A 17,016-nucleotide genomic window follows, 5' to 3' on the forward strand; every position below is an offset into this window, starting at 1 on the left:
TATGATAACTGCCATTATTCGCTGGTCTGTTAGCAATCGCTTTTTTGTGTTGTTGCTTACATTAATTTTACTGGGTGGAGGATTGCTCGCGGTAAAAAATACTCCCGTGGATGCCTTGCCTGACTTATCTGATGTTCAGGTAATTATAAAAACTACTTATCCGGGGCAAGCTCCGCAAGTAGTGCAAGACCAAGTCACATTTCCTCTAACCACCGCAATGCTTTCTGTGCCGGGTGCGCAAACGGTAAGAGGTTTTTCGTTTTTTGGTGACTCGTACGTTTACGTTATTTTTGACGAAAAAACCGATTTGTATTGGGCGCGTAGCCGAGTACAAGAATACCTAAGCCAAGTAGCAAGTAGATTACCCGATAGCGCTACGCCAGAGCTTGGTCCTGATGCGACAGGGGTCGGTTGGATTTATTTATACGCACTCGTTGATAAAACAAATAAACACGATATTAGTCAGCTACGAAGCTTACAAGATTGGTTTTTAAAGTTTGAGCTACAAACTGTGCCCGGTGTATCTGAAGTGGCTGCTGTTGGTGGCATGGTTAAGCAATACCAAGTCAATGTAGAGCCCGATAAATTACGGGCATATGGTATTCCGCTAAGCCTTATTCAAACAGCTATTCAACAAGGCAACCAAGAGATGGGCGCCTCGGTAGTTGAAATGGCTGAAGCTGAATACATGGTAACAAGCACCGGCTACATTAAGAGTGTTGCCGACTTGGAAGCTATTCCGCTTGGTGTAAACGCCAACGGTACTGCGCTGCAATTACGTGATGTAGCTGATATTCGGGTCGGACCGCAAATGCGCCGTGGTATTGCAGAGCTAAATGGCGAAGGCGAAGTAACCGGCGGCATTGTTATTATGCGCTATGGCGAAAATGCACAAAAAACCATTGAGCTCGTAAAAGCGAAATTAGAATCGCTTAAAAAGGGATTACCAGAGGGCGTTGAAATAGTCCCTGTGTACGATCGCTCTAACTTAATAAATAACGCGGTAGATAATCTAACAAGTAAGCTAATTGAAGAGCTTATTGTAGTTGCCTTAGTGTGTGTGGTGTTTTTGTTTCATGTGCGCTCATCGCTGGTGGCGATTATTACGTTACCGCTTGGGATTTTAACGGCATTTATAATTATGTATTGGCAGGGGATTAACGCCAACATTATGTCTTTAGGAGGAATTGCAATAGCGATAGGCGCAATGACCGACGGCGCTATCGTTATGATAGAAAATATGCATAAGCATATGGAAAAAACGCCCCTTACCAAGGAAAACCGTTGGGAAGTTGTGGCTAAATCGGCGAGTGAAGTAGGTCCTGCATTATTTTTTAGTTTATTAATTATTACCGTCAGCTTTATGCCGGTATTTATTTTAGAAGCGCAAGAAGGGCGTATGTTTGCGCCACTGGCTTACACTAAAACCTATGCTATGGCAGCGTCTGCTGGGCTTGCGATTACCTTAGTGCCGGTATTAATGGGTTACTTTATTAGAGGTAAAGTTATTTCGGAGCAAAAAAATCCAGTTAACCGATTACTTGTTGCAGCGTATCGGCCATTACTTAACTGGGTGCTTAAATTTCCAAAAATGACATTGGTACTCGCGGTGGTTGTTTCTGTTATTGGCTTTTACCCGGTAAACAAAATAGGCAGTGAATTTATTCCGCCACTCGATGAGGGCGACTTAATGTATATGCCCACAACGTATCCTGGTTTATCGGTAGGTAAAGCGCGCGAAATACTACAGCAAACCGACAAGTTAATTGTCACAGTACCCGAAGTTAAAACAGTATTTGGTAAAGTTGGGCGAGCAGAAACTGCGACAGATCCTGCGCCGCTTACAATGATAGAGACGTTTATTCAGTTAAAACCAAAAGACGAATGGCGCGAGGGCATGACGCTTGAAAAGCTGAAAAAAGAACTCGACGGTTTGGTTAAGTTTCCAGGGTTGACAAATGCGTGGGTAATGCCAATTAAAACACGTATTGATATGCTCGCAACGGGTATTAAAACTCCCGTGGGCATTAAAGTTGCGGGACCAAAGTTGAGTGAAATTCAAAAAATAGGTCAACAAATAGAAGTGCTTTTAAAAGATGTGCAAGGCACCGCATCGGTTTACTCAGAGCGAGTAGCCGGTGGACGTTATATAAAAGTAGATATCAACAGAGAAAAAGCCGCACGTTATAGCTTAAACATTAGCGACGTACAACAAGTTGTATCTACTGCAATAGGAGGTACAAACGTAACACAAACGGTAGAAGGGCAAGAGCGTTACCCTGTTAATTTACGTTACCCGCAAGCATACAGAGACTCGCCAGAGGAGCTAATGTTGTTACCTATTGTAACGCCTACAGGGCAGCGTATAGCACTTGGTGATGTAGCTGATGTATTTATTGAAGATGGACCGCCAGGTATAAAAAGCGAAAATGCGCGCTTAAACGGTTGGAGCTTTATTGATATAGACGGTGTTGATATTGGTACTTACGTTGAGCACGCTCAGCAAGTGCTCAATAAAGACCTAATACTACCTGCTGGCTACTCAATTACGTGGGCTGGGCAGTATGAATACATGCAGCGCGCTAAAGACAAATTGACTTATGTATTACCACTTACATTGGCGATTATTATTGTATTGCTTTACCTTAATTTTAGAAGCTTTGCTGAGGTCACTATTATTATGGCTACGTTGCCACTGGCAATGATTGGTGGCGTATGGCTAATGTATTTAGAGGGCTTTAACTTTTCAGTTGCAGTAGGTGTAGGCTTTATTGCCTTAGCTGGAGTAGCGGTAGAAATTGGGGTCATTATGTTGGTGTATTTAAACCAAGCCTATCAAGAAAAGTGCCTCGAAGCAGAGCAAGCCGGAAAACCGCTTAGTTTAGTGCAATTACAGCAAGCTATTATTGAAGGAGCAGGGCTTAGAGTGCGCCCAGTAATGATGACAGTTGCGACAATTATTATTGGCTTGCTACCTGTGCTGTATGGCACGGGCACCGGAAGCGAAGTAATGAGCCGCATAGCAGCGCCTATGGTTGGCGGTATGGGTAGTGCAATTGTACTTACCTTACTCGTTATTCCTGCTGTTTACTTGCTGTGGCGCAAACAAGGACTTAAATAATAAATACACAGAGTAATACGCTAATTTGATGGCGTATTACTCTATAAAAGTTACTCATAATTTGTAAGTTGTTCTATTAAATAGTTCGTTATTACTCATATTTAAATTAACTAACTGTTTTTAAATGGCTTTTTAATTGGCACGCTTTACGCAGTGTATTACCTATACAGTCAACAAGTAAGGAATGCACATGCAAGTTAAAACAATTAAAGAGGTATACGATTGGACCGTTTTGTTTCATACGCAAATGGCGGCTAATTTTTATAGCGTAAAGGATTTACTCGATGAACATAATGCAATGCTGGTGGACTACTACCTAAATTACGAAAAAAAACTCGCCGAAGATTTAGTCGGGTTTAAAGCGATAACTGAAATAAATACGCTCGATACATACAGCTATGAATACTTTGCTAAAAATCCTGAGTTAATTACCTTTGATGATATTAGTAAAGATCAGCAATTCGATGAGAAAGTTATCCAAGCTTATTTATCAGAGCAGCATCAAAAAGTGATTGAGCTATATGAATACTTACTTGAACGCGCCGAAACCCAAAGTGGGCAAGAAAAGCTTCAACAAATACTAGAGCTTGAAAAGCAAGGTATAAAGCAAATGATGCAAAGTACTAATCGACATATGGATATGTAGCTATAAAAGCAGGGTGTTAGTCACCCTGCTTTTGCTGGTCTAGGAGCAATTAAGTGCTATACCTACCTTTTTCAAATAACGTTGCTCTAGCTCTAAATCTGCTTGCAGTAGAGTATGCTCTTGCAGGTAGTTATCGCAAAACTTTATAAATAATCCGGTGCTATTTGCGCTAATTTCCATATTTGGTTTTTGGCTCACTTGGCGTTTCTGATTAAATAAAATCGCTAAACGTAAAATAGTGATGAGTTTAAGTACTTGTTGTTGCGAAATAGTTATAAATTCAGAGAGTTCATCGAGTTTAATTTTTTTACGATAAAAACGAATGAGTGAGCTGAGTATTAATTGCTCTTGCTGCGTAAAGCCTGGCAGCTGGCTATTAGCAACAATATAGGCGCTGTGTTTATTAATACCCGATGAGTTAATCGATAGACCAATTTCATGTAATTTTGCTGCCCAAATTAGTAAAGCAATATCGTCTTTATTATTAAGCTGCCAAGACGACTTTAAACGTTCATAGAGCCAAATAGCGGTATCTGAAACTCGCGTTGCGTGAGCTTTATCTACAGTGTACCTGTCGCTAACATTATTTATGGTATTACTGCGTATATCTTTATCAGCCAATTTTTGCTGCATTTCATGAAGCAAACCCTCACGTAGCGAAAAATCACTATAAGTTAGTTCGGTGATTGCAAACTCTCTAAAAATTGCAATTAAAATGGCAAGTCCGCCACACATACTCTGCTGGCGTTCTGGTGTTAGCCCTTCGATTTCTAAATTATCAATTCTTTTTGCTTTTATAAATTGTTGTTTAAGGCTTAATAAGTCGTCGTAAGTTATGCAAGGCTGATGTGGATTTTGAGCGCTCACCATAGCCAAAATGGATTTAATAGTACCAGATGTACCAATAACGTTTTTCCAACCCTCGGCTACATAATTGGCAAAAATAGCTTCTATTTCTTGTTCAGCTTTTATTTCAGCTTTATTAAAGCGTTTTGAATTTATTATACCGTCACTGAAAAATTGATTTGTGTAACTCACACAGCCCATATTTCGACTCGTAAGTAACTTATGTTTAAAGTGCTTACCAACTATAAGTTCTGTACTACCGCCGCCTATATCGATAACAAGGCGGTTATCTTCATTATGAACGTAATGGGCAACTCCTTGATAAATCAGTCGTGCTTCTTCTTGTCCTGCAATTACATCTATATGAAAAGGAAATGCTTTATTAGCCTGTGTTAAAAATGCATGAATATTTTTAGCTCTACGAAAAGTATAAGTAGCTGCTACTTTTACGTTGCAGGCGGGGAAATCTTGTAGTGTTTTTGCAAACTGTTTAAGTACAATTAAGGCACGGTCAATTGCTTGCTGGCTTAGCCTAAATTTATCGTCTAGGCCATCCGCTAAATATACGCGCTGCTTTTCTTTATGCAGGATTTGTAGTGTGCCATCAACTTCACGAGCAACCACTAAGTGAAAGCTATTTGAGCCTAAATCGACGGCTGCTATTGAGGGATGATCATTCATTATTATAATTGTGTTCCCATTTTTTTAGATGGTCATAAATTGCAATTTGCGAACGTATTTTTTTTCTGTTTCCGCGTCTAACATACGTATTTTTTTGTTCACTGTCGATTAGTCGCGCTTTAGTACGGTCTTTAAATTGTAGCTCTAAAATATCAATAATGAGCTGTTTTAATTTAGCATCTAAAATTGGTACGCCCACTTCTACACGATGATCTAGGTTGCGTGTCATCCAATCGGCAGACGAAATATATACTTTATCATCGCCGTTATTGCCAAACACCATCACTCTAGGGTGCTCTAAAAAGCGGTCAACAATACTTATTACTCTTATATTGTCGCTGAACTTAGTAATCCCAGGTATTAACGAGCACATTCCGCGTACAATTATACGTACTTTAACACCTCTGCGGCCCGCGTAATAAAGCTTATCGACAAGTTGCTTATCTACTAAATTATTTATCTTGAGAGTGATTTTTCCTAGTTTTCCATTTTCTACATGTTGAATTTCTTTATCTATTAAATCCAAAAGCATATCGCGTGCATTAACAGGTGAGATCATTAAGTATTCAAAATTAAAGGGTTTATAGCTGCTTTCTATAAATTTAAATACGCTATCGCACTCCTCAGAAATACCAGTATGTTTAGTGAAAAGGCTAAAATCTGTGTAAATTTTTGCCGTTTTTTCGTGAAAATTCCCAGTGCCTATATGTGCGTATTTTACTATTTTGTTTTTTTCTTTACGGTGAATAATACACAATTTACTATGTACTTTTAATGCTGGAATACCAAAGATTACTTTTATACTGGCACTACTTAATACCTTTGCCCATTCAATATTATTTTGCTCATCAAAACGAGCTTTTAATTCGACCATTACCGTTACTTTTTTACCATTTTTAGCTGCATTGATAAGTGAAGAAATAAGCCGAGATTTACTTGCAACACGATAAATATTAACTTTTATTTGTGTAACCATAGGATCAAATGCAGCTTGGCGTACAAATTCTAATAAATGGTTAAAGGTATGGTATGGGTAGTAAAGTAATATGTCGTGACAGGTTATGGCATCAAATACACTGGTATGTTTGTTAAATGCGGTACTTTGAAGTGCTGGCAGTGGCTTATTTTCTAGATACTGACGGCCTATATTTGGAAAAGTAATAAAGTCTCTAAAGTTTCGATAGCGGCCTGCAGGTATTAATGCATCGTGATGGGTCACGTTTAAACGCTTTTTCATTACCTTTAACATGCTCTCTGGCATTGCTTCATCGTATACAAGACGAACTGGTTCTGCGTAAATTCGCTGCTTTAGGCCTTTTGACATTTTATCAAGTAAGCCCTCTTCTAGCTCATCATCTAAATTATATTCTGCGTCGCGAGTTAGTTTTATTGCATGACCTTGAATGGTTTCAAAAGTAAAAAAGTTACTAAATACATCATTTAAAAAATATAAAATTACGTCATCTAGCATTACAATAGTTTTATGACGTCGAGTTTTTTCTGGTGGTAGTATTATGAATCTAGACACTCGGTCTGTAGGTACTTCTAGCATAGCAAAATGACTTTTTTCATCGCTCATTTCTACAAATAAGTAGGTCATTGTGTCGTTTATGTAGTCGGAGTAATCTTTATTTTCGTCTAATAAAATAGGAGATATATGCTGCAATACATTGTCATGGAAATAATTTTTCAACCAGTTTAAATGAAACTCAGTGAGTTCTTCTGGGCGGTCCACATGAATATTATGCGCTGTAAGGTCGTTTAAGATTTGCTGATGAATTAGATTAAACTTTTTGCCAAGTTGTAATACTTTTTTTTGTATTTGACTTAGTAGTGCTTCATCTTCTTCAAAGTTAGCATTTGGTAGTTTATTCAATAAAATACGGCGTTTAACGTCTGCCACACGCACCCTGAAAAACTCATCAAGGTTATTAGAAAAAATACCTAAAAAACGTATCCTCTCAATAATTGGATTGTTTTTGTCTTTTGCTTCTTGCAGTACGCGCTCATTAAACGACAGCCAGCTAAGTTCCTTAGCAAAGTATTCAATGACTTGAGGTTGTTCTGTGTAAGCGTTCATATTTTATTCCGTAATTAGATACTGAATAAAATATAGTGCAGATTAATGACATTAAAATGACATGCGTGTCATATGCATGACACGCACAAATTGAGGTTAAACTTCTTCTGTATCTACAATTAAATCACTTGTGATTGACTCTAGTGCTTCAATAACTTCATCTTTATTCATGCCATTTGGCAACGTGACGGTAGCAACAGCGCTAAAAATAGGCACTCCCCAATTAGGTGCGCTTTGTTGTCTTGAATTTAAATGAGTAATATTAGCGCCTTTATGGCGTATTACACTTGCCAGCTCTTGAACAATACCTGGACGATCGTTACCTGTTATAACTAGATTAATTTGCTCTAGTGTTGATGGTTCAATCTCTGTGTTTCCGGTTTCAATACGAATGTCTAACTTAGGTAACTTATTTAAAGCACTTTGTAATGACTGAAAATGCTCCTCAGCAACTTCAAGTTGAATGATACCTGCAAAATGACCTAATAAATGGCTTAAGTTACTGCTTAGCCAGTTGCCATGATTTTGTAATACGACTGATGAGATGCTCTCGACTAAACCGGGGCGATCTTGCCCTAAAATAGTTATAACCAACTGCTTCATAAATAATTCTCTTTTTAAGCCCAAAGAAAGTAAATGCATAGGCATTAAGTGTATTGTTTAATATAAATTGTGTGTTATTGCACTTTGTATAAATCTTTGATTTTAAATTAATAAAAATGGATATAGTTGTGTTGACTCTACGCAGTATCAATAGTCATTATTATTTACTAAGTACTCTCTGAGTATTGACCTCGATAAATACTTTGTCCAATTATTTTATAATTTAGTTCACTTATAAATCATCGATTTGAAGTTAATTTAGGCATTTACCTCGCGAGTCTTATTTAAAAGTGTTTTAAAGTGCTTATTGTTACCGTTGTAACAATACTGTCATCTTGATGAAATATAATTTATTCAACGTTAAGATTTAAGGGTGTTTTGATGACTTCAAATCCGAATAAGCCGACTTTTAATACGGATCGAAGCCGTCTATTTAAAGATCGGTTTGCCAAATTTGGCATAACCGCAGGTGGGATAATGGTATTAGTAGCGCTGCTATTAATATTCTTTTACCTTCTTTATGTAGTACAGCCAATTTTTGAATCAGCAAAAGTAGAAAAGCGCGATAGCTTTCATGTTGCTAATTCACAGCAAATAGTAGGTTTAGGCGTAGAAGAGCAAACTGAAGTAGCTTATTTACTAAGTGAGCAGGGGCAGGTTGATTTTTACAGCGTTGAGTCAGGTAGTTTTGGTAAAAAACTCAAAACGCTTAATGCAGAGTTACCTAGTGATGCAACAAGCTTTGCAACTAGCGCGCCTTTTCAAGGGCATTATGCGTTTGGTTTAAAAGATGGCACCGTAATGGTTGTTGCACCTAAATTTTTAGTTACCTTTCCAAACAACGAACGTAAATTAACACCTCGCTTAGGTTTTCCTCTTGGGGAAATGGCTTTAGAAGTAGATGAGCAAGGTGCGGCTATTAAACGCTTTGCATTTAGTCACTATGAAGACAAAACAGCAGTTGTAGCACTTACCAAAGATAAACGTGTACTGTTTAGCAGTTTTGTTGCTGAAGAGAATATGTTTACTGGTGAAGTTGAGTGGGTTGTTGAGCGTACAGAACTTGATGTTGAAGGACGTGTAGACGAGTTATTAATGTCGCCAGATACAACACGTACTTTTGTGCGTTCTGCTAATCAAGTGTATGTATACGATACACGCGACCCAAGTGATGTAGAGCAAATTCAATTACTTTCGGCTAACGAAGAAAATGCAAATATTGTATCTGCACAGTTGTTGGCTGGTGCAAACTCATTAATGCTTGCGAATGATAACGGTGAGGTTTCGCAGTGGTTTGAAGTAAACACTGACACAGGCCGCGAATATCAAAAAATTCGCTCATTTGAAACGACTAAGCAAAGTAAGCTAAATATATTTACTGAGTTTTACCGTCGTACTTTTTTTACTACCGGCAATAATGGTGAGCTAGGTGTGTATTACACAACAAGTGAAGCAAAACTTTGGCAAGGTAAAGTAAGTGAAGGTGCAATAGAGAACTTTGCAATTGCACCACGTTCAAATGCTGCGTTAATTTTAGCGGATAACAAACTAACCGTATTAGATATTCACAACGAGCATCCAGAAGTTACTTGGTCAGCACTTTGGCAAGAAGTCTGGTACGAAGGTTACCCAGAGCCAGGTTATATATGGCAGTCAACATCAGCTAGTGATGACTTTGAGTCTAAGTTTTCATTAGTGCCAATTTCGTTTGGTACATTAAAAGCTGCACTTTACGCGATGTTGTTTGCTGTACCAATCGCGCTTTCGGCGGCTATTTACACGGCATACTTTATGTCGAGCAAATTACGTAAAGTGGTTAAGCCTACCGTAGAAATAATGGAAGCATTACCAACGGTTATTTTGGGTTTTTTAGCGGGTCTCTGGTTAGCACCGTTAATAGAAGAACACTTACCTGCGATTGTTGGGTTACTCGTACTATTACCGCTAGGTATGTTAGCGACGGGTTTAGCTTGGACTAAATTGCCAACAAAAATTCGCCATAGAATTCCTGAAGGTTCTCATTCAATTATCCTTATTCCGGTCGTCTTACTTATTGGTTGGTTTTCGTTTGCGATGAGTGGATTTGTTGAGCTTTGGATGTTTGACGGCAATGTACGTCAGTACTTAACAAACGAGCTGGGTATGACATTCGATCAACGTAACTCACTTGTTGTAGGTATTGCGATGGGTTTTGCGGTTATTCCTACCATATTCTCAATTGCAGAAGATGCTGTATTTAGTGTTCCAAAGCATTTATCAAACGGCTCATTAGCATTAGGTGCAACGCAGTGGCAAACACTAATACGCGTTGTATTACTAACAGCAAGCCCTGGTATTTTCTCAGCGGTAATGATGGGACTTGGCCGAGCAGTTGGCGAAACCATGATTGTACTTATGGCCACGGGTAATACACCTATTATGGATTGGAGTATTTTCCAAGGTATGCGAACGCTTGCGGCAAATATTGCAGTTGAAATGCCAGAGTCTGAAGTAGGCAGTTCACATTATAGAATACTGTTCTTAGCGGCCTTTGTACTATTCATATTCACATTCATTTTTAACACAGTAGCTGAGTTTGTTCGCCAGCAACTGCGTGAAAAATATAGCTCGATGTAAGCGGAGAGACACGACATGGTAAAGCAGTGGTTTAAGTCTGGTTCTCCTTGGATTTGGATGACCGGTGGTGCAGTGAGCATCAGTTTGATTTCAGTTTTAGGCTTATTAGCAATGATAGCCTGGAAGGGATTAAGTTTTTTTTGGCCTTCGGAAGTTGTGCAATTTGAACTTGAAGGGTCGATTGCAAAGCAAACCGTGATTGGCGAAGTTTACGACCGTGAATTAGTACCAAAAACGCGCTTAGCCGCGACAGGTATTGATGTTAGCGAATTTGAAAAAGAAGAAATAGAGCGCTTGCTTATTAAAACAGGTAACCGCGAATATGTAGATTTAGATTTTCGTTGGATATTAGAAACCGACATAAAAAATAAAACAGCACCAGCGGCGCTTGCTGTATTTGAGCGTAGTAAAAACGGTAATTTTTATGGTTATGTTGAAAGTGTAATTAAAGATGGTAAACCAGTCGAAGGCGATAAGATTGAAGCGCTACATGAGCTTGTAGAGCGTGCAGTAGACTTAAACGACGAAGCACTTGATTTGCAAAATGGTGACATTGGGCATATTAACTACGCACTTGAACGTCTTCGTTTAAAAGAAAAGGGCTACTTACTCGATAATGCACTTACTGATGAGCGTGTTGCTGAGCTTGCTCAAGAGCGTGCTGAATTACGTGCACAGTATGGTGTACTTGAAAAAGATTTATTTGCACTACGCAAGCAAGCTAAGCGTGACCACGTAACTGTAAAAGATATGCGCGGTGAGGTTGTAACGATTCCAATGTACCAAGTACTTGATGTTTGGTTTCCAAACGACATGGGCTTTTTTGCAAAGCTAGGTCACTATTTTGTACAGCTAGGTAAGTTTGTATCTGATGATCCACGTGAAGCAAATACAGAGGGCGGTGTTTTCCCTGCTATATTTGGTACTGTGTTTATGGTTATGTTGATGGCTGTAATAGTGACACCGTTTGGCGTTGTTGCTGCGATTTACTTACACGAGTACGCCGCTAAAAATGCAATCACTAAAATGATTCGTATCGCGGTGATTAACTTGGCTGGTGTTCCTTCAATTGTATATGGTGTATTTGGCCTTGGCTTTTTTGTATACATGTTAGGTGGTAGCTTAGACCAACTATTTTATCCAGAATCGTCGCCAACGCCAGTATTTGGCACGCCAGGTGTAATGTGGTCGGCATTAACGCTCGCTATACTAACGCTGCCAGTTGTTATTGTATCGACTGAAGAAGGTTTATCTCGTATTCCAAGTACCGTACGTGATGGTTCACTAGCGCTTGGCGCAACAAAAGTAGAAACGTTATGGCGCATAATTATTCCAATGGCAAGCCCTGCAATTATGACCGGTTTAATACTGGCAGTTGCGCGTGCTGCAGGTGAAGTTGCACCGTTAATGCTAGTAGGCGTCGTAAAAATGGCCCCTACATTACCACTTGATGGCAACTTCCCGTATTTTCACTTAGATAGAAAGTTCATGCACTTAGGCTTTCATATATACGATGTTGGCTTCCAAAGCCCTAATGTTGAAGCGGCACGCCCGCTGGTATACGCAACGGCCTTTTTATTGGTGTCGGTGATTATTACCCTAAACATAACGGCCATTGGTATACGTAACCATTTACGTGAAAAGTTCAGATCGCTTGAACACTAATTAGTAAAGATTTTATAGGTAACAAAAATGATTACAGTCGCTCCAAAAGTAAACCAAGCTAATATAGGCCAGAAGTTAGACCTAGAAAATTTAACGGATGACCAAAAAGCGCTAGAGATTAAAGATCTCGATCTTTACTACGGCGATAAGCAAGCGCTTAATAAAGTAAATATGAACATTCCAAAAGGCCAAGTAACTGCGTTTATAGGACCATCTGGTTGTGGTAAATCAACTCTATTACGTTGTATTAACCGTATGAACGATTTGGTTGATATTTGTCGTATTGAAGGTGAAATATTACTTCACGGTCAAAATATTTACGATAAGAGCGTAGATGTAGCAGCACTTCGTCGTAATGTAGGTATGGTGTTTCAGCGTCCTAACCCATTTCCTAAATCAATTTATGAAAATGTGGTTTATGGCCTACGCTTACAAGGCATTAAAGAGAAGCGTAAGTTAGACGAAGTGGTAGAGCAATCACTTCGTGGTGCTGCTTTATGGGATGAAGTAAAAGATAGATTACACGATAGCGCGTTTGGCTTATCGGGTGGTCAGCAACAGCGTTTAGTTATTGCTCGCTCAATTGCAATTGAGCCAGAAGTTCTTTTATTAGATGAACCTACATCGGCACTCGACCCAATTTCTACTTTGGTAATCGAAGAGCTAATAAACGATTTAAAAAACCAATTTACCGTTGTTATTGTTACTCATAACATGCAACAAGCGGCACGCGTATCTGATCAAACAGCCTTTATGTATATGGGCGAATTGATTGAGTACTCAGACACAAATACCTTATTTACTACACCAACGAAGAAAAAGACCGAAGATTACATTACCGGTCGTTACGGTTAATTAGTCCGTTATAGCGTGTTGTGCAAGATAAAGAGAGAAGGTAACTATGGAACATAATATTAATAAACATATTTCTGGGCGTTTTAACCAAGAGCTAGAAAATGTACGTAATCATGTATTAAGCATGGGTGGATTAGTTGAGCAGCAATTAAATAGTGCGCTTGATGCTGTGAGCCGTAACGATGCAGAGCTTGCTCAAAAGGTACGTCAGAACGATTATAAAGTGAATGCTATGGAAGTAAGCATTGATGAAGAATGTACGCGTATTATTGCGCGTCGCCAGCCTGCAGCAAGCGACTTACGTTTAGTGATTGCAATTGCAAAAACAATTGCTGATTTAGAGCGTATTGGCGATGAAGCTAAGCGAATTGCTAAAGTTGCACTAGACTCATTTACTAAAGATCAGCAAGATTTATTAGTAAATATTGAAAATATGGGCCGTCAAGTTTTAAAAATGCTACACGACGTACTAGATGCATTTGCGCGTATGGATGTGCAACGCGCATTTCAAGTACATAAAGAAGATGCAAAAGTTGACCGCGAATATGAAGCTATCACACGTCAAATAATGACTTACATGATGGAAGATCCACGCTCAATCCCTAAAATCATGGACTTAGTTTGGTCTGTTCGCTCATTAGAGCGTATTGGTGATCGCTGTCAGAACATTGCTGAATACATTATTTATTTTGTTAATGGCAAAGATATTCGCCATACATCTCAAGAAGATATAGAAAAATCACTATGATTTTTCATCCATCACGTATTTCTATTAAAGCGGCTTAGTGCCGCTTTGTGTATTGCAAGCTTTAGTGAAGTAATAAAAAGCGTTCACAATCTTGGTTAATACTGTAAAATTCATGCTGCAAAGCATATCAATTTGATTAAAGGGTCAGTTATGCCTACAAACGCGTTTTTAGGAGTATTTGCAAAATCTCCTATCAAACCAATGGAAGAACACATCAAGAAGGTTCATCAAGCAAGTAAAGCTTTGATACCTTTTTTTAATCACGTATTTAAAGAAGAGTGGGTACAGGCAGAAGAGCTTCGCATCGCTATTCGCAATTTAGAACGTGAAGCTGATGATATGAAAAGAGATATACGTTTACAGTTACCGCGTGGTTTATTCATGCCGGTAGAGCGTACAGATCTTCTCGAATTAGTAACTCAACAAGATAAAATTGCCAATAAAGCGAAAGACATAGCTGGGCGAGTGATTGGTCGTGAAATGACCATTCCAAAAGTTATGCAAACTGACTTTTTAGCTTATTTAACACGTTGTGTAGATGCGACTAAACAAGCATCAAAGGCAATTAACGAGTTAGAAGAATTGCTAGAAACGGGTTTTAAAGGTCGAGAAGTCACCTTAGTAGAAAAAATGTTAGTTGAATTGGATGCGATAGAACAAGACACGGATGAAATGCAAATAAAAGTACGCCGCCAGCTACGTGATGTAGAAGGTGAGTTAAACCCAATTGATGTAATGTTTTTATATAAAATTATTGAATGGGTTGGCGAGCTTGCAGATATTGCAGAGCGCGTAGGATCACGTCTTGAGCTGATGTTAGCTCGTTAATTTAAAATCAGTTCAAACACGAAAGATTAAGGTTTTACAATGGATATCATTGCATCTTACGGCACGGTATTAATTTTAATTGCCGCAGCAGTCGGCTTTTTTATGGCTTATGGTATTGGCGCGAATGACGTAGCTAACGCCATGGGTACATCTGTAGGTTCAAAAGCACTTACAATCAAACAAGCAATTTTTATTGCGATGATTTTTGAATTTGCAGGCGCTTACTTAGCAGGTGGTGAGGTTACATCAACAATTCGTAAAGGAATTATTGATGCCGCACCATTTGCAGATATTCCGGAGCTTATGGTTCTGGGTATGATTTCGTCTTTATTTGCAGCGGGTGCTTGGTTATTAATGGCCTCGTTCTTAGGTTGGCCAGTATCAACAACTCACTCAATCATTGGTGCAATCATTGGTTTTGCGTTAGTTGCTGTCGGCACTGAGGCGATTCAATGGGATAAAGTAGGTGGTATTGTTGGTAGTTGGATTATAACGCCCGCCATATCAGGCTTTATTGCATACTTAATATTTATGAGTGCACAAAAACTTATTTTTAATACAGATGCACCTCTAAAAAATGCTAAACGCTATGTACCACTTTATATGGGTTTAGCAGGTTTTATAATGGCCTTGGTTACAATTAAAAAAGGCTTAAAGCATGTTGGTGTTGATTTAGGTGCAGCCGAAGGGTATGCCCTTGCAATCGCAGTTGCAGTAGTTGTTGCTATTATTGGTAAAATTGCTATTTCTCGTTTAAATATCGATCCAAAAGCAGATAAACAAATGCAGTTCAACAATGTTGAAAAAGTGTTTGCTGTTCTTATGGTATTAACAGCATGTTGTATGGCCTTTGCACATGGTTCTAACGACGTTGCTAATGCAATTGGTCCATTAGCTGCTGTTGTAAATATTGTTGAAAACAATGGTGAAATTGCTAAGAAAGCCGCTATTGCTTGGTGGATTCTACCTTTAGGTGGTTTTGGTATTGTTGCGGGTCTTGCTATTTTGGGCAAAAAAGTAATTAAAACGATTGGCGAAGGCATTACACATTTAACGCCTAGTCGTGGTTTTGCTGCTGAATTAGCCGCTGCTTCTACCGTTGTTATTGCATCAGGTACTGGTATGCCAATCTCTACTACTCAAACCTTAGTAGGTGCGGTATTAGGTGTAGGTATGGCACGTGGAATTGGTGCACTTAACATGGGTGTTATCAGAAACATCGTAGTTTCTTGGGTAATTACATTGCCAGTTGGCGCTGCCCTTGCTATTGTTATTTTCTACGTACTAAGAACCGCATTTGGGGTTTAACAAAAAAGTACTCAAAGACTTTTAGCTTGAAAAGATCTCAATGCCCTAGGTGTTGGGGTCTTTTTATTTGTGGAAAGAAAAAATGACCAATCTTCCAAGTATCAAACAGCTACAGTATTTATTAGCTGTTCATCAACATCAGCACTTTGGCAGAGCTGCCAGTGCCTGTTTTATTGGGCAATCTACTTTAAGCAGTGCTATTCAAAATCTTGAAGAAACTTTGGGTTGCCAGCTTATTGAACGCGAAAATCGCAGCCTCATGTTTACCAGTATTGGTGAAGAAGTTGTTGAGCGCTCTCGTAAAATAATTAACGATACAATTAGTTTAAAAGAGCTCACTAAAAGCTTTTTAACACCACTGAGTGGTAAATTAACGGTGGGTGTTATACCTACAATTGCTAGCTTTATAGCGGCTCCTCTGTATCACTTTTGTAAAGAAACCTTTTGTGATTTAGAGCTGGTATTAATAGAAGATACGAGTGATAAGCTACTGGATAAACTTGAGCATGGGCATATTGATTTAGCGCTACTTGCACTGCCATACGAAACCGATAAATTTCATACACAAGTATTGGCAAAAGATCAGTTTAGTTTAGTGCACCATAAGGATTACAGCGCTGCAAAGGGCGTAGTCGACTTTAATCTATTACCAGAGGCTAGCGTATTCTTACTCGAGCGTGAGCACTGTATGACAGGCCATGCGCTTAGTGCATGTCATTTAAATCGTGCTAGCTGTATTAACCCATTTGAAGCAGCAAGCTTGCATACATTATTGAGTATGGTTGAGCATCAGCTCGGGGTGACTTTTTTACCACAAATGGCGATTAACGCCGGAATTTTAGATAATAAAAATATGGTGGCTACACCATCACAAAGTGATGCATATAGAGATATTGGCATATTGTGGCGCAAAACTACGGGGCGGATCCGCGACTTTAAGTTATTTAGTCAACAGCTTGAGGTATTTTTAAAGCGCCAATGTAGTTTAGATTTTTCTAAATTAGAATAGGAAATGAATG

Annotated in this window: 12 protein-coding genes; 9 read left to right on the forward strand and 3 right to left on the reverse strand. The window is 38.9% G+C overall.

The window, feature by feature from the left end; genetic code table 11:
• Position 1 precedes the first annotated feature (1 nt).
• Entirely contained in the window at positions 2–3,121 is a 3,120-nt protein-coding gene (locus WNY98_RS13225) for an efflux RND transporter permease subunit (protein WP_342878103.1), read from the forward strand.
• 190 nt (positions 3,122–3,311) lie between these two features.
• The gene (locus tag WNY98_RS13230) at positions 3,312–3,767 is read left to right on the forward strand and encodes a hypothetical protein (RefSeq protein ID WP_024600196.1); all 456 of its coding nucleotides are present in this window, start codon (positions 3,312–3,314) and stop codon (positions 3,765–3,767) included.
• A 39-nt stretch (positions 3,768–3,806) separates the two neighbouring features.
• Here the strand turns inward: WNY98_RS13230 and WNY98_RS13235 are convergent, their stop codons facing one another.
• The 3 genes from WNY98_RS13235 to WNY98_RS13245 all read right to left on the reverse strand — a co-directional run bounded on the left by WNY98_RS13235 (position 3,807) and on the right by WNY98_RS13245 (position 7,977).
• Positions 3,807–5,294: an exopolyphosphatase gene (locus WNY98_RS13235; protein ID WP_342878104.1), complete on the reverse strand. Its 1,488-nt coding sequence runs from the start codon at positions 5,292–5,294 to the stop codon at positions 3,807–3,809.
• Complete coding sequence (gene ppk1, locus WNY98_RS13240; protein WP_342878105.1) at positions 5,287–7,374, reverse strand: polyphosphate kinase 1; 2,088 nt, start codon at positions 7,372–7,374, stop codon at positions 5,287–5,289. The genes WNY98_RS13235 and ppk1 overlap by 8 nt, the downstream gene beginning before the upstream one ends.
• A 96-nt stretch (positions 7,375–7,470) precedes the next feature.
• Positions 7,471–7,977: an ACT domain-containing protein gene (locus tag WNY98_RS13245; protein ID WP_342878106.1), complete on the reverse strand. Its 507-nt coding sequence runs from the start codon at positions 7,975–7,977 to the stop codon at positions 7,471–7,473.
• 381 nt (positions 7,978–8,358) lie between these two features.
• Between WNY98_RS13245 and WNY98_RS13250 the strand changes: the two genes are divergently transcribed.
• From WNY98_RS13250 to WNY98_RS13280, 7 genes are all read left to right on the forward strand, one after another.
• On the forward strand, positions 8,359–10,593 hold the full coding sequence (locus WNY98_RS13250; protein ID WP_342878107.1) for an ABC transporter permease subunit: 2,235 nt from the start codon (positions 8,359–8,361) through the stop codon (positions 10,591–10,593).
• Positions 10,594–10,608: 15 nt separating this feature from the next.
• Positions 10,609–12,258 (forward strand): phosphate ABC transporter permease PstA, encoded by a 1,650-nt coding sequence (gene pstA / locus WNY98_RS13255; protein ID WP_024600192.1) that lies wholly within the window; start codon positions 10,609–10,611, stop codon positions 12,256–12,258.
• A gap of 27 nt (positions 12,259–12,285) precedes the next feature.
• Positions 12,286–13,113, forward strand: coding sequence for a phosphate ABC transporter ATP-binding protein PstB (gene pstB, locus WNY98_RS13260; protein ID WP_007586464.1), 828 nt, complete (start codon positions 12,286–12,288; stop codon positions 13,111–13,113).
• A gap of 46 nt (positions 13,114–13,159) precedes the next feature.
• Positions 13,160–13,861, forward strand: a complete 702-nt coding sequence (gene phoU, locus WNY98_RS13265; RefSeq protein WP_166420446.1) for a phosphate signaling complex protein PhoU — start codon at positions 13,160–13,162, stop codon at positions 13,859–13,861.
• A 150-nt stretch (positions 13,862–14,011) separates the two neighbouring features.
• Positions 14,012–14,689, forward strand: a complete 678-nt coding sequence (locus WNY98_RS13270; RefSeq protein ID WP_342878108.1) for a TIGR00153 family protein — start codon at positions 14,012–14,014, stop codon at positions 14,687–14,689.
• Between the two features lie 39 nt (positions 14,690–14,728).
• Positions 14,729–15,997 (forward strand): inorganic phosphate transporter, encoded by a 1,269-nt coding sequence (locus WNY98_RS13275; protein ID WP_007586466.1) that lies wholly within the window; start codon positions 14,729–14,731, stop codon positions 15,995–15,997.
• An 82-nt stretch (positions 15,998–16,079) separates the two neighbouring features.
• A complete protein-coding gene (locus tag WNY98_RS13280; protein WP_024600190.1) occupies positions 16,080–17,006 on the forward strand; it encodes a hydrogen peroxide-inducible genes activator in 927 nt (308 codons plus the stop codon).
• The last annotated feature ends 10 nt before the right edge of the window (positions 17,007–17,016 follow it).

Source organism: Pseudoalteromonas sp. AS71, from assembly GCF_038900275.1.
In the GTDB taxonomy this organism is placed as follows: domain Bacteria; phylum Pseudomonadota; class Gammaproteobacteria; order Enterobacterales; family Alteromonadaceae; genus Pseudoalteromonas.

Excerpts from the sequence above, each read along its gene's own strand:
- WNY98_RS13225 (WP_342878103.1), top strand. The coding sequence starts at position 2 with ATGATAACTGCCATTATTCGCTGGTCTGTTAGCAATCGCTTTTTTGTG.
- WNY98_RS13230 (WP_024600196.1), top strand. The coding sequence starts at position 3,312 with ATGCAAGTTAAAACAATTAAAGAGGTATACGATTGGACCGTTTTGTTT.
- WNY98_RS13235 (WP_342878104.1), bottom strand. The coding sequence starts at position 5,294 with ATGAATGATCATCCCTCAATAGCAGCCGTCGATTTAGGCTCAAATAGC.
- ppk1 (WP_342878105.1), bottom strand. The coding sequence starts at position 7,374 with ATGAACGCTTACACAGAACAACCTCAAGTCATTGAATACTTTGCTAAG.
- WNY98_RS13245 (WP_342878106.1), bottom strand. The coding sequence starts at position 7,977 with ATGAAGCAGTTGGTTATAACTATTTTAGGGCAAGATCGCCCCGGTTTA.
- WNY98_RS13250 (WP_342878107.1), top strand. The coding sequence starts at position 8,359 with ATGACTTCAAATCCGAATAAGCCGACTTTTAATACGGATCGAAGCCGT.
- pstA (WP_024600192.1), top strand. The coding sequence starts at position 10,609 with ATGGTAAAGCAGTGGTTTAAGTCTGGTTCTCCTTGGATTTGGATGACC.
- pstB (WP_007586464.1), top strand. The coding sequence starts at position 12,286 with ATGATTACAGTCGCTCCAAAAGTAAACCAAGCTAATATAGGCCAGAAG.
- phoU (WP_166420446.1), top strand. The coding sequence starts at position 13,160 with ATGGAACATAATATTAATAAACATATTTCTGGGCGTTTTAACCAAGAG.
- WNY98_RS13270 (WP_342878108.1), top strand. The coding sequence starts at position 14,012 with ATGCCTACAAACGCGTTTTTAGGAGTATTTGCAAAATCTCCTATCAAA.
- WNY98_RS13275 (WP_007586466.1), top strand. The coding sequence starts at position 14,729 with ATGGATATCATTGCATCTTACGGCACGGTATTAATTTTAATTGCCGCA.
- WNY98_RS13280 (WP_024600190.1), top strand. The coding sequence starts at position 16,080 with ATGACCAATCTTCCAAGTATCAAACAGCTACAGTATTTATTAGCTGTT.